The sequence below is a fragment of the Klebsiella sp. genome, from assembly GCF_027492335.1.
Taxonomy (GTDB): Bacteria; Pseudomonadota; Gammaproteobacteria; order Enterobacterales; family Enterobacteriaceae; genus Klebsiella; species Klebsiella huaxiensis.
Genome location: NZ_JAPUEW010000100.1, coordinates 40269 through 53726 on the forward strand (window position 1 = coordinate 40269; position 13458 = coordinate 53726).

General features: G+C 53.0%; 11 protein-coding genes. 6 read left to right on the forward strand and 5 right to left on the reverse strand.

Annotated elements, in window-relative coordinates:
- Positions 1-12: 12 nt before the first annotated feature.
- Positions 13-3063: a formate dehydrogenase-N subunit alpha gene (gene fdnG / locus QVF11_RS28165; RefSeq protein ID WP_287861122.1), complete on the reverse strand. Its 3051-nt coding sequence runs from the start codon at positions 3061-3063 to the stop codon at positions 13-15.
- Between the two features lie 439 nt (positions 3064-3502).
- Between fdnG and fdhD the strand changes: the two genes are divergently transcribed.
- Both fdhD and QVF11_RS28175 read left to right on the forward strand, forming a co-directional pair.
- On the forward strand, positions 3503-4255 hold the full coding sequence (gene fdhD / locus QVF11_RS28170) for a formate dehydrogenase accessory sulfurtransferase FdhD (RefSeq protein ID WP_287861251.1): 753 nt from the start codon (positions 3503-3505) through the stop codon (positions 4253-4255).
- 128 nt (positions 4256-4383) lie between these two features.
- Positions 4384-4596, forward strand: a complete 213-nt coding sequence (locus tag QVF11_RS28175) for a YdgH/BhsA/McbA-like domain containing protein (protein WP_287861124.1) — start codon at positions 4384-4386, stop codon at positions 4594-4596.
- A gap of 53 nt (positions 4597-4649) precedes the next feature.
- Here the strand turns inward: QVF11_RS28175 and QVF11_RS28180 are convergent, their stop codons facing one another.
- The 4 genes from QVF11_RS28180 to QVF11_RS28195 are packed head-to-tail and all read right to left on the reverse strand — an operon-like array spanning position 4650 to position 9357.
- A complete protein-coding gene (locus QVF11_RS28180) occupies positions 4650-6395 on the reverse strand; it encodes a putative frv operon regulatory protein (RefSeq protein ID WP_287861126.1) in 1746 nt (581 codons plus the stop codon).
- Positions 6395-7465, reverse strand: coding sequence for an aminopeptidase (locus QVF11_RS28185; protein ID WP_287861127.1), 1071 nt, complete (start codon positions 7463-7465; stop codon positions 6395-6397). The genes QVF11_RS28180 and QVF11_RS28185 overlap by 1 nt, the downstream gene beginning before the upstream one ends.
- Complete coding sequence (locus QVF11_RS28190) at positions 7455-8900, reverse strand: PTS fructose-like transporter subunit IIBC (protein ID WP_142512744.1); 1446 nt, start codon at positions 8898-8900, stop codon at positions 7455-7457. Before QVF11_RS28190 ends, QVF11_RS28185 begins: the two co-directional genes overlap by 11 nt.
- A 10-nt stretch (positions 8901-8910) precedes the next feature.
- Positions 8911-9357, reverse strand: coding sequence for a PTS fructose transporter subunit IIA (locus QVF11_RS28195; protein ID WP_142512745.1), 447 nt, complete (start codon positions 9355-9357; stop codon positions 8911-8913).
- A 558-nt stretch (positions 9358-9915) separates the two neighbouring features.
- Here QVF11_RS28195 and QVF11_RS28200 point away from each other — a divergent pair.
- Genes QVF11_RS28200 through QVF11_RS28215 form a run of 4 tightly spaced genes read left to right on the forward strand, consistent with a single transcriptional unit; the run spans position 9916 to position 13411 of the window.
- On the forward strand, positions 9916-10896 hold the full coding sequence (locus QVF11_RS28200; RefSeq protein WP_287861130.1) for a 6-phosphofructokinase: 981 nt from the start codon (positions 9916-9918) through the stop codon (positions 10894-10896).
- Positions 10897-10907: 11 nt separating this feature from the next.
- Positions 10908-11222 carry a PTS sugar transporter subunit IIB gene (locus tag QVF11_RS28205; protein ID WP_110276106.1) on the forward strand — a complete coding sequence of 105 codons (315 nt, stop codon included), beginning with the start codon at positions 10908-10910 and terminating at the stop codon, positions 11220-11222.
- Positions 11215-12582: a PTS sugar transporter subunit IIC gene (locus QVF11_RS28210; RefSeq protein ID WP_142514956.1), complete on the forward strand. Its 1368-nt coding sequence runs from the start codon at positions 11215-11217 to the stop codon at positions 12580-12582. The genes QVF11_RS28205 and QVF11_RS28210 overlap by 8 nt, the downstream gene beginning before the upstream one ends.
- The gene (locus QVF11_RS28215; RefSeq protein WP_287861133.1) at positions 12569-13411 is read left to right on the forward strand and encodes a class II fructose-bisphosphate aldolase; all 843 of its coding nucleotides are present in this window, start codon (positions 12569-12571) and stop codon (positions 13409-13411) included. Before QVF11_RS28210 ends, QVF11_RS28215 begins: the two co-directional genes overlap by 14 nt.
- Positions 13412-13458 lie beyond the last annotated feature (47 nt).

Genomic DNA, 13458 nt, shown 5'->3' on the forward strand with positions numbered 1-13458 from the left:
AAGTCGTCTCCGTTACACCTTTTCCACATTCACGAGGAAGGATTTAAATTCCGGTGTCTGTGAGTTCGCATCGCCGACGGACGGTGTCAGGGTATTAGCAATAAACCCTTTCTTCGCCACGCCTTCGTAGCCCCAGTGGATCGGAATACCGATGGTATCGATATCCTTACCGTCTGCTTTCAGTGTGCGAATACGCTTGGTCACCACCGCTTTAGCTTTAATAAAACCGCGGTTAGAGGAAACCTTAACGGTATCGCCGTGAGCAATACCGAGCTTATTTGCAAGCTTTTCACCGATTTCTACAAACTGTTCCGGCTGCGCGATGGCGTTAAGCAGCGCGTGCTTGGTCCAGTAGTGGAAGTGCTCGGTTAGGCGGTAGGTGGTTCCGACGTACGGGAACTTATCTGCTTTACCCAGAGCTTCTTTGTCGCCCTTAAAGATGCGGGCAGCCGGGTTAGAGATCACGTTCGGGTGCAGCGGGTTGGTGCCTAACGGCGTTTCAAACGGCTCGTAGTGTTCCGGGAACGGGCCTTCCGCCATCTTATCGAGGGCAAACAGACGTCCCATCCCTTCCGGCTGCATGATAAACGGCCCGACATCGCTGCCCGGCGCCGCGGCGCTGTAGTCCGGAATATCCATCCCACCCCATTTCGCGCCGTCCCATTTCAGGATCTGGCGTTTCGGATCCCACGGATTACCCTGTGGGTCAGCAGAAGCACGGTTGTAGAGGATGCGACGGTTAAGCGGCCACGCCCATGCCCAGCCCAGTGTATTACCGAGACCTGACGGGTCGGCGTTATCGCGTCGTGCCATCTGGTTGCCTTCCGGCGTCCAGCTACCGGCGAAAATCCAACAGCCGCTGGCGGTGGTGCCGTCATCACGTAGCTGTGCAAACGAACTGAGCTGCTGGCCTTTCTTGACGATAACCGCGCCAGTAGCAGGGTCGGTAATGTCCGCCAGCGCCTTCCCGTTATTCTCCATTGCCACTTCTTCTGAAGCGGGTTCATGTGGTGTGGAGTAGTTCCAGGTCATGTTCAGCACCTGTTCCGGGTTAGCACCGCTCTGTTCGGCATACATCTTACGCAGACGCAGGAAGATACCTGCCAGGATCTCGCCATCGGTTACGGCAATCCCTGGGGCATCCGCGCCCTTCCAGTGCCACTGCAGCCAGCGCCCGGAGTTAACGATCGAACCGTTCTCTTCGGCAAAGCAGGTGGATGGCAGGCGGAACACTTCGGTCTGGATTTTCGACGGATCAACATCATTCGACTCACCGTGGTTTTGCCAGAAGGTGGAGGTCTCGGTATTGAGCGGATCGATGGTCACCAGGTACTTCAGTTTGGACAGTGAAGCAATCGTCTTGTTTTTGTTCGGGAATGAGGCGACAGGGTTGAAGCCCTGGCAGATGTAGCCATTGACTTTGCCCTCTTTCATCATCTCGAAGTACTGAAGAACGTCGTACCCTTTGTCCCACTTAGGCAGCCAGTCAAAGCCCCAGCTGTTTTCCGCTGTTGCCTTATCGCCATAGAAGGACTTCATCAACGAAACGAAGAATTTCGGGTAGTTGCCCCAGTAGTTGACCTGGTCCTTCAACAGCGGTTTTGGCGTGTTGGCGGTCAGATAAGTTTGCAGGTCAGCCTGTTTTTCGTTCGGTAGCGTCAGATAGCCTGGCAGGCTTTGTGACAGCAAACCGAGGTCGGTCAGCCCCTGGATGTTGGAGTGACCGCGCAGGGCGTTCACACCGCCGCCCGCCATCCCCATGTTGCCGAGCAGCAGCTGGATCATCGCCATGGTGCGGATGTTCTGCGAACCAATGGAGTGCTGCGTCCAGCCAAGCGCGTAGAGGAACGATGCGGTTTTATCATGGGCGCTGGTTTCCGCGATGTACTCGCAGACTTTCAGGAAGTCGGCTTTCGGCGTCCCACAGATATTTTCGACAACGTCCGGCGTATAGCGGGAAACGTGCTGCTTCAGCAGGTTCCAGACGCAGCGCGGGTGTTGCAGCGTTGTATCGCGTTTGGCAAAGCCGTTTTCATCCAGCTCATAGTTCCAGGATGTTTTATCGTACTTGCGGGCTTCGGCGTCGTAGCCGCTGAACAGACCGTCTTCAAAGCTATAATCCTCACGCACGATCAGGCTGGCGTTGGTATAGGCTTCGGTATATTCACGGTTGATTTTTTCATTGTTCAACAGGTACAGGATGACGCCTGACAAGAAGGTAATGTCAGTACCGGAACGAATAGGGGTATAGAAATCAGCCACCGACGCGGTACGCGTAAAGCGCGGATCGATCACAATCAGCTTGGCGCCGTTGTGAATTTTGGCTTCCATCGCCCAGCGGAATCCTACCGGGTGTGCTTCAGCGGCGTTGCCGCCCATCACCACGATAAGGTTGGCGTTCTTGATGTCGACCCAGTGGTTGGTCATCGCACCGCGACCAAATGTTGGAGCAAGACTTGCTACCGTTGGTCCGTGTCAGACACGCGCCTGGTTGTCGACCGCGAGCATACCGAGCGCGCGGGAGAATTTCTGGGTTAAATAGCCGGTTTCATTACTTGAAGCGGAAGCGCACAGCATCCCGGTGGAGAGCCAGCGGTTTACGGTGACGCCTTCGGCGTTTTGTGCAACATAGTTGGCATCGCGGTCTTCTTTCATCAGCTTAGCGATGCGATCGAACGCCTCATCCCAGCTGATTTGCTGCCATTTATCTGAGCCTGGTGCGCGATATTCCGGGAATTTCAGGCGGCTTTCAGAGTGGATAAAGTCCACCAGACCGGCCCCTTTAGGGCAGAGCGCACCACGGTTGACCGGATGGTCCGGGTCACCTTCGATATGGAAGATAGACGCTTTGGCGTTTTTTGCGCCGTCGCCGAGGCTGTACATTAACAGCCCACAGCCGACGGAGCAGTAAGTGCAGGTGTTACGGGTTTCGCGGGTACGCAGCAACTTGTACTGCCGTGTTTCCGCGAGCGCTAAACCGGGCGCAAAGCCCAGCGCAGCCGCCGTGGTTCCTGCCATACCGCCAGCGCAGATCTTAAAGAACTGCCTTCTGCTGACCTGCATGGTTCGCTCCTTGTTTCGACATTGCTCATCAATAGTTATGATTTTTCTGGCCGCCAGCCGCTGATGCGTACCACTTTTGAGGAATTGATATTTGTCAGGTAGCCAGTGGAATAACCCTATTTAGAATATCACAATTTTTGAGAATGTTTCCGATATGTATACTGAGAGGGCGGATAATGTTGTTTTTAGCGTATTCTTGCGCAAAAAGTTGAGTTATTAAAATGTGCTGAGTGATGTATATCAATTTATATAACGCTATGTGTTTTGAGTTTGTAAACATCGTTGATGACGCGCAAGTTCACTTTCGGCATCGGGTTTGCTCCTGCTCTCTATCCGTGATGAAATAACCGCGTTATTGTTATGACTTCCAGGTAAAACCATGTCTCAATCCCTTTCTCCCGTCGGCGCAGACTCGCGTCTTATTTGGTCTCGCGCCAGTATGGACGCCGCTCAGGCTGATTATCTGGCCGAAGAAGTTCCCGTCGCGCTGGTCTATAACGGCATCTCGCACGTCGTGATGATGGCGACGCCGAAGGATTTGCAGCAATTCGCCGTGGGATTTTCCTTATCCGAAGGGATTATAGAAAATCGACGTGAAATTTATGCGATGGATGTCGTACAGGCTTGCAATGGCCTGGAAGTACAAATTGAGCTGTCCAGCCGCCGTTTTATGGGATTGAAAGAGCGCCGTCGCGCACTAGCCGGGCGCACCGGATGTGGCGTATGCGGCGTTGAGCAGCTCAACGATATCGGTAAGCCGGTGCAGCCGCTGCCGTTTACCCAGACGTTTGACCTCGCGAATCTCGATCGCGCGCTGGCACATCTGAATGATTTCCAGCCGATAGGCCGCCTGACCGGCTGTACGCATGCTGCGGCCTGGGTGAGTCCTTCCGGCGACCTGTCGGGCGGCTATGAAGACGTAGGCCGCCATGTGGCGCTGGATAAACTCCTCGGACGCCGCGCGGAACTCGGGGATACCTGGCACAATGGTGCCGCGTTAGTCTCCAGCCGCGCCAGTTATGAAATGGTGCAGAAGGCGGCTATGTGTGGAGTGGAAATCCTGTTTGCGGTTTCTGCCGCTACGATGCTGGCAGTAGAAGTTGCCGAGCGCTGCAACCTGACGCTGGTGGGTTTTTGCAAGCCGGGTAGGGCCACTATCTATACTCATCCGCAGCGGTTAATTGCAAGTTGATTGTAAGTCAGTTTTTTTGAATGTTGACAACAAATCCTTCCGCTTTTTGTTTGCTGATGTGAGGGCTACTATTTATCACATCAAGGCACAGCGCCTTATTCAAACAACTAAGTTAAAGGGTTTATATTATGAAAAGCATCAAAACTTTTGTCGCTGTTATCGCTCTGTCCGCTTCTTTTGGTTCCTTCGCTGCTGAAACCGTGACCGCTACCGCTATGACTATCGACGGCGCAGAAGCGCAAATCGCCGCTCAGGCCCAGGCTGCTGGCGCGTCGTCTTACAAAATTACCGAAGCATTTACCGGTAACCGCGTGCATATGACAGCGGAACTGAACAAATAAGCTTAAAGCTACTGTCGAAAGAGCGCCTCAGGGCGCTTTTTTTGTGCCAGTTATTACAGCTTTAACAACGCAATAAACGCTTCATACCCCGCCATTCCCGCAATAGTGTCCGCCGGATGACGGCACAGCACGCTGGATAAATAGCTGAAGATTTTTAACTCGTGGCGCGCGTCGGCGGCGGCGCAGGCGATCAGTACATGGCTGACCGGCTCGTTATTGACCTGTACGGGACGCGCGAGGGTGATAAAGAACCCGCGAAAGCGGCGCTCCTGCTCGCTCCAGCAGTGGGGGATCGCCAGGCGATTCACTATCAGGTTTTCACCCTCATGCTCCCTGGCGCAGATGCGCAGCGCCTCGTCTTCGGTGATATGACCCTGCGCGACAAGCTGTCCGCAAATTCTGCCGATAATCTCCTGCCAGCTTTCGCCCGCCGCATTGGCGTAATGGAAGCTGCCATGCTGTGAAAAGAAACGCTCAGGCTGCTGGCGGATAAAGGCCGTGGCGAGGAAATTTTTAATCTGCTCGGTACCAGCTGCGGTGATAATATTTTTGATGGTAAGAACATTTTTTAAAGCATCATCAATTAGATAGTGGCTATTGTTGATGATTAATAGCGGAGTGACCTCTTCGCTGATGGCGCTTACTTCGCCCGCGCTGCGCGCAATAATCACCCGGCAATTCAGTACATCCCGCTCAATCGCCTGCTGGTTAATGGTGGCGATGGCGTTCTGATCGGAGAGCAAAATAATCGGCTGGCGCTCGTTCTGATGCCGTTCCAGGGCGCAGGCAAAATAGAGCCCAATCAGGTCGCTGTCGAACAGAGGAATATCCAACTGTTCGCGAAGCCGGGCGATAAAGCGCAGGCTCATGTCGAAGGCGGCGGGCCAGGCGGCCTTCAGGTTGTTCATGCTGCCCTGTCGATGTTCCGGGATCCATACTGGGGCGGCGATGCAGCGCAGCAGATGACCGGTAATATTTTCGACTAGCTGTTCGTCGATAATATTCAGCGGGGTGACGCCGGGTAGCGATTTTAGCAGCGACACGACGCCCTCTTCGGAAATCGCCGCGGTATGCTGTTGCTGCATTTCCAACAAACCAACCAGCGTGCTGAACGCCTTGTCGCTCAGGTAAATTCCCGCCTGCTCTACCGCATTGTTAAGCGCAGCATGGTGACACTCAGGCCAGGCGGCGGTGAGCTGGTTGCGTAGGGCATAAACGGCAAGCACTACGCTTGCGAGATACTCTCCGGAAACCAGCGCAAAGCCGTGCAAATTTTCACAGGCCTGCTGAAGCTGATCGATGTTTTCGTGCGTCATACCCGGCAGCGGAATTAACAGCGGATCTTTTTTCAGCAGATTCGCCAGCAGGATTATACGTTTGGCTTCAGGCTCATCAATAAAGTGCCCGACGCCGGGACGGCTTGCCATACAGAAGGCGCGCTCGTAGCGCTGCTTCAGGCGCGGCAACCTGTCGGCGACCCAGGTCTCCGGTAAATTCAGCGTCGCGGCGAGCTGCACGCGGGTAGTAAATGGGTTAAGCAGTAATATCGCTAGCAACCGGTCATCATTATCATGGCGTTGTAAAAGCTGGAAATAGCCGCGTCGGTCGACAATATCCAACTGGTAGCCCGCACTGCCGCCGGGGTGAATGCGGGCCTTACCGCTGAAGGTAAAGTTGAGGTAATCAATATCACGCAGGATCGTGCGGCTCGACACGCCAGTTTGTCGCGCCAGTTCGCCCAGCAAGCAGGGCTGCTGTTCGAGAATCTCCGCGACCTTTAACTGGCGTTCCGATAGCATTATCTCACCTGGCGAAAGTCAGTGAAGGCTTTGACCTTATCCGCCGTCAGCGAGGCCAGCAGCTCGCGCACCAGGGTAAACAGTGCGTCATAATCTTTTGCCGAAACCATGCCGCTGTTGGCGTGCAGATAGCGGGTCGGCAGGCACAGCGCCGCCACCGGACGACCGCCGCCCATCACATTGTAGCGTCCACCGTCCGTTGCCCCGGTTTTCATGGTGCAGAACTGCAATGGGGCACCGCTGTCTCCGGCGCTCTGTTTTAAGGCGGCGACCAGCTGCTGGTTGGGGAAATAGCGCTTATCAAACAGCATCAGCCCCGGCCCGTCGCCGAGCTTCAGCGGATATTTGATGCTGTCGATGCCGGGCACGTCGCCCGCGACGGCGGTATCCAGCACGATAACCACGTCGGGCTTGATATGCTCCGCCGAGGTTTGCGCCCCGCGCAGCCCGACTTCTTCTTCCACGCTGCCAACGCCGTAGAGGGTGATTTCCGGGTTATCCACCGCCTGTAACAGTTCCGCCATCAGGGCGCAGCCGACGCGGTTATCCAGCGCTTTGCCGACGACTTTATCGTCGCCCCAGCGGGCAAAGTTCGCTTCCGGACTGATGAAATCGCCGATCGCAATGCCGCGATTTTCCACCTCTTCGCGGCTGTTCGCACCAATATCGATGAACATCTCGTCAAACGACAGCGGCTGCTGTTTCTGCTTTTCCGTCAGGGCGTGCGGGGCGACGGAGCCGATAACGCCGGGGATCTTCACTCCCTCGCGAGTACGAATCGTGATCCGATGATTGAGCATCGACTGGTTCCACCAGCCGCCGATGGTGGTAAAGCGCAGAAAGCCGCCGTCGTCGATATGCGTGACCATAAAGCCTACTTCATCCATATGCCCGACGATGGCCACCTTCGGCCCACGGTTGCCTTTACGGGCGACGAAACTGCCGAGGCCGTCAAAGGTGATTTCATCCACACAGGGTTCCAGCGTATTGATCAAAATCGAGCGAACTTCCTGTTCATCACCGCTGACGGCGTTGGCTTCGCATAACTGCTGTAGTAACTCAATGTTCATGGACAAGCTCCTGCTGCGCGGCTTTACGTTTGAGCCACAATCCTTTCAGAATGATGATTAGCGAAATGTTTAGCGCCAGGCCTATCGCCAGCACCAGATAAAATGAACCTACAGGCGACATCAGGCCGATCAGCGGGTCAAAGATACCTAAACCCGGCGCCAGGCGTTTGATTCCGAAGGCGATCACCAGCATACCGGTAATGCCGCCGGAGAGCGTATTGGCGGTAATCATTGGCAGCGGGGCGGCCAGCGCGTACGGGATCGCTGGTTCAGTGGCGACGGTTGCGCCGACCACAATCGCGCTGCTGGCGGCGGCCTTCTCCTGCTGCGTAAACAGTTTTGGTGCGATGTAGGTGGCGATGCCAGCGGCGACGGGCGGCATCAGTGCCACTACGCCAACGATGGCATACCAGTCATAGATATGTTTTTCCAGCAGCGAGAAACAGAAGAACCACGCGGTTTTGTTGATCGGTCCGCCCATGTCGAACGCCAGCATCGCGCCAACAAGGAAAGCTGCGCCCATTTTCATTGATGGCGGAATAGTGTTCAGGAAGTGCAGCAGGCCACTCATGATGTCGGACATCACCGGGCCGACGACGTAGTACGTCAGCACGCCAAACACCAGCAGAGTGACGAACGGGATCAGCATTGAGCCGAGCAGCGGCTGAAGCGCCTTGCCGAGACGTATCTTGCGAAACCATAACACGAAGTAGCCGATTGCCAGCCCCAGCACTACTGCACCGAGAAATCCCGCACCGGATTGGGTACCCAGCAGACCTTTATCGTTCGCCAGATAACAGACCAGAAACGCGGGAGCGAACGCCGGTTTATCGCCAATCGACCACGCGATATACGCGCCCATGATTGGGATCATAAAGGTGAAGCCGAGATAGCCGATAGATTCGACAACCCAGGTAAACGACGGCGCGCCTTTCGACATGTCGGTATATGGCAAACCGAACTGCACCAGCATGTTGGCGATGGCGACCAGAATACCGCCGCCGATAACAAACGGCAGCGCGGCGGAAACTCCCGCCATCAGGTGGCTCATCACGCTACCCTGCTGTACATCCTGTTTACCCAGCTTGACGCCGCTATCGGCGGCAAAAAGCTGCGAATGAGAGGGCAACTGGGTAAAGATCTGGTCGATATTTTTCAACGCCTGGGAAATGGCGATCTCATAAACCTTCTTCCCGGCAAAGCGCGCGCGATCATCAGCGCTTAAGCCGCGTCCTGTCGCCAGAATCACGTAATCCGCAGCGGCAATCTCTTCATTGGTCAGGCGGTTTTCGACGCCGCTTGAGCCCTGGGTTTCAACTTTTATGGTATGGCCGAGCGAACGCGCTTTTTGCTCCAGCGCTTCCGCCACCATGTAAGTGTGGGCGATACCGGCAGGACAGTTGGTGATCGCCACTAAACGCAAGGATGACTCCATAGCCGCTTCCTTATGAGGTTAAGGTCTGATTTAACAGCGCCAGCACCTGGTCGGCGTCGCCCTGTTTCAGCTGGTTGATAAAATCCTGATGGATAATTTTGCGACACAGGGTGCCGATGATTTTGACCTGGTCGTCCTCGCCGGCCTGCGGCACGCCGAGGCAGATCCAGCAGTTGACGTCTTCGCCGTCGCTGGCTTTCCAGTCGACGTTGGCGGATTTACGCGCGAACAGGACGAAGGGCTGCTTCACGCAGGCGTTTTTGCCGTGAGGAACGGCGATGCCCGAACCAAAACCGGTGGAGTGCAGCTTTTCGCGTAGCAGCAGCGTTTGCAAAAACTGATTACGGTCGCTGACGTAGCCGTTATGAAAGGCCATATCCGCCAGCTGCTTGAGGATGGAATAAACGCTATTGCCCTGAATATTCAGGTCAATACAGTTCGCTGTAAGGGCTGCCATGATGAGACTCCGTTAAAACCTAATTAATACGATTTTAACGTCGGGACGGCGAAGAGATGAGCGGCAATATGTCAGCGCGCAGTGACATTTTGCTCAGTAAGCGCGAGTGGGCTTTGTGCGCAAGCACACAATTTTATCCCCGTCATACTTTGTTGGCTACGCTCATTCACCCCAGTCACTTACTCCAGTACTCGAATTATTTAGGGTATAGGTCGGGCGGGTTAGCGGAAAAATGCGCTGTGAACCTTCCCGACGTAAAAAAATGCGCTATTTATCACATTTCTCTCTTTCCGCAAAAGCGGAATTACCGGGTAAAAACACGCAACCCATGCAGGGAATTATCGGGCTAAGTAACTTAATGATCTTAAACAAAATAAAAAATTAATTGTTAAGCCGGTCTCACTTTATAAAAGAGATGCTGATCACAAAAAACAGCGTAATAAAGCGGTTGTCAATATTAGTCTGGAGCAAAATTATCGGCATATTGTGATCTCTATTGCAAATAGCAGCCTTGAAGTCAGGGAAAAATGTTGGCAGAGAAAACAGCGGGGGCAGGCAATGAAAATTGGCATTGTTATCAGCGGTGGAGATGTTTCTGGAATTAATAATTTTATATTCCAGATTGCCAAAATGGCGAATGCTGAGATCACCATTTTTAATGGCGGAATACCTGGGCTGTTGGATAAAAATTATCAAGAAGTTGCCTGGCGCGATCTGGTTGATTTTTCGATTGCGGCTATTCCGATTATCACCTCCGGACGCACCAGTCGTAAATTGCTGCGCAGTGAATATGAAACGATTGCTAAAAAAATTAAGTCACTGCGCGTTGATGTGCTGATTATGGCCGGCGGCGACGGTAGCCTGCAGTTTCTCAATACGTTAAGTGAGTTTGATATTAACTGTTTTGGCGTCGGGATGACGATTGATAACGATGTGTTCGGCAGCGATTATACCATTGGTTTCTCTACCGCCTGTGAGCAGATTATTAAAGAAGTTTCCCGCTTAAGAAATACCGGCAGAGCATTACCGGGTCGCGTATTTATGGTCGAAATACTAGGAGGTTATTGTGGAGAGTTAACGTTGCAATCGGCGATTAAATGTAACGCGGATATCGCCCTGATCCCGGAATCGCAGATGCCGCTGGCTGCGCTTGCCGAGCGTGTGAAGCAGAAGCTGGCAAAACAGAATAGCGTCGTGATCCTGTGCTCCGAAGGCTACACCAGGGAGTATTCTCCCGGATTCCAGGGGGCCATTGATACCATGATTAAGCAGCTTGAACCGCAAATTGGTGTGCGTATTCGTAAAACTATTGTGGGCTACGGTTTACGTAACGGTGACCCGACCTGTGAAGAGATTTATCAGGGTACAATTATGGCCAGTGAAGTCGTTCGCTGCATTCAGTCAGGGATGAAAAATAAAGCTATTATCATTAATTCAAATAACAAACCTATTCCAATTGATTTAGTCAGTATGAAAAAACGTCTGGTAGATACCGAAGGACACCATTATAAACTTGCCAAACAACTCAATATAATTTGAGGAGACCCTACATGCTGAAAATTCTTTGCGTATGTGGCTGCGGCCTCGGTTCAAGCTTTGCCATTGAAATGACGGCGAAAGCGGTTTTAAAGAAACTGGAAATTCCGGCACATATTGAACATACCACCGTTTCCGAAGCCGGCGCGTTTAAATCCGATATGATCCTCACGCAAAAAACCTTTGCCGATATATTAACGGCGGATGCCAGTGAGGAGGAAATTAAACGTGTGGTGGTGTTGCATAAACTGACGGATAAAGACGAAGTTGAGGCCAAAATCGTCGCATTCTTAAAAGAACGTAACCTGAAGGTAGCGGACTATGAATAGCTTTGTAGAGTTTATCGTCAAGGATTTGCTCGGTCAGGCATCAATATTAATCGCGTTTATTGCGATGCTGGGCCTGATTCTGCAAAAAAAATCACCGGGCAAAACGGCGGAAGGGACGTTTAAAACCCTGCTCGGTTTTTTAATCATGATGGCCGGGATTAATATTATTGTCGCCACGCTAACGTTCCTGAACGATATTTTCACTCAGGGATTCGGTATGAAAGGCTATATTACCGACGTTGCCGCTATCGCCGGGTTAGCCAACCGTGAGTTAGGCTCGGAAGTGGCGCTGACGCTGCTGGTGATCTTTGCCGTCAATATTATTATCGCCCGCCTGACACCGCTGAAATATATCTTCCTGACCGGTCAGGCATTGCTGTGGATGGCGACCATCGGTGCGGTGATTGGTTATAAAGCCGGACTGACCGGGTTCCCGCTGATTCTGACCGGCGGCATCTTTGGCGGCATTATGGCGGTACTGATGCCCGCACTGGCGCAGCCGGTAGTCAGGCGTATTACCGGTTCTGATGACGTGGCGCTGGGGCACTTCTGTACCATTGGCTATCTGGTGCAAGCCGCCGTGGCGAAAGTGGTGGGTAAAGGTTCTCGCTCCACGGAAGACCTTGAACTGCCGGATAACTTTAAGTTTCTCCAGGATACCTACCTCGCGATGGCGGTGGTGATGGTGCCGATGTACCTGATTCCCGCGATTGCGGCGGGCCCGGAATATATTGGTCAGTTCTCCAATGGTATTAATTACCTGATGTACGCCTTTATGCAGTCCATTCAGTTTGTGGCGGGCGTCTTCGTGCTCTACAGCGGCGTTCGCTTACTGCTTAATGAGCTGGTTCCGGCGTTTCGCGGTATTGCGATGCGCATTGTCCCGGACGCCAAGCCCGCGCTGGATTGCCCGGTTCTGTTCCCCTATGCGCCCAATGCGGTGATCGTCGGTTTCCTGGCGACCACCGTCGGCTCCATCATCGGCATGCTGGTCTTCCCGATGTTCGGCCTGGCGATGATTCTGCCCGGTTTGTTAACCAATTTCTTTGCTGGTGGTACGGCGGGTGTTTTTGGTAACGCGCTGGGCGGCCGCCGTGGGGCGATGATTGGCGGCGTAGTTCACGGCCTGTTTATCACCTTCCTGCCAGCGATTTTAGTGCCGATGCTGGAAAGCTACGGCTTTACCGGCGTCACCTTTAGCGATTCGGACGTGATTAGTTCCGGCCTCGTATTAGGCCACGCCTTCCAGAATAACTGGTTATTTGTCGCCTTATTCATTGTTTTTGTTGCCGCACTGGCATGGTTCGTAAACGGTAAATCAGCTAAGCCAAAAGGGGAAAATATTCATGAGTCTGTATAACTTCAACGATATTCTGAAAATCGCGCAGGAAAGAAAATTTAAAGCCATTGGTTCATTTAATTTGCACTGTATTGAAATGCTGCCCGCTTTTTTTAAAGCGGCGCAAAAGAGTAATAGCCCGTTAATGATTCAAATCTCAACCGGGACGGCGGAATATCTTGGTTATCGTTTACTGGTGGATGCCGTTTGTTCATTAGCGGAAAGTGAAAATGTGCCGACCTGCCTGCATCTGGATCACTGCTCCGATATCAGCGCGATTGAAACAGCAATGAATGCCGGGTTTTCTTCCGTAATGTACGACGGTTCCCATCTGGGGCTGGAGGAAAATATCGGCAATACGCGGATAGTGGTAGAGATGGCGCGGCCGCGGAATATCACGGTAGAAGGTGAATTGGGGGCGATTGGCGGATCGGAAGATGGCAAAGCGGTGGCTGCAGAAGATATCTGCTTTACCACGGTGGAAGATGCCAAACGCTTTGTTGATGAGACGCAGGTCGATATGCTGGCGGTTTCTGTAGGAACGGTGCACGGCTTGTATACTGGTAAGGCGCAGATCCAGCACCAGCGGCTGCAAGAGATTAGCGCCGCTACCGGTGTGCCGTTAGTACTCCATGGCGGTACCGGCGTAAGTGATGAAGATATGCGCCTGGCCGTCACCGAGGGCATCAATAAAGTGAATGTCGGCACGGAAATGAACGTCCAGTGGGTCGATCAATGCAAAACTACCTTTGAAAAAGGCAAAGTGAATGACAGCGTGCGCAAGTTTTTAATTCCAGCGAATAATGCAGTCACTCATGTATTAATGGAAAAAATCGCCCTGTTTAAATAAAACCTTCGTTGTTTAATGGTATTCCGTTGCCCTGTAGTCCGTCAGGG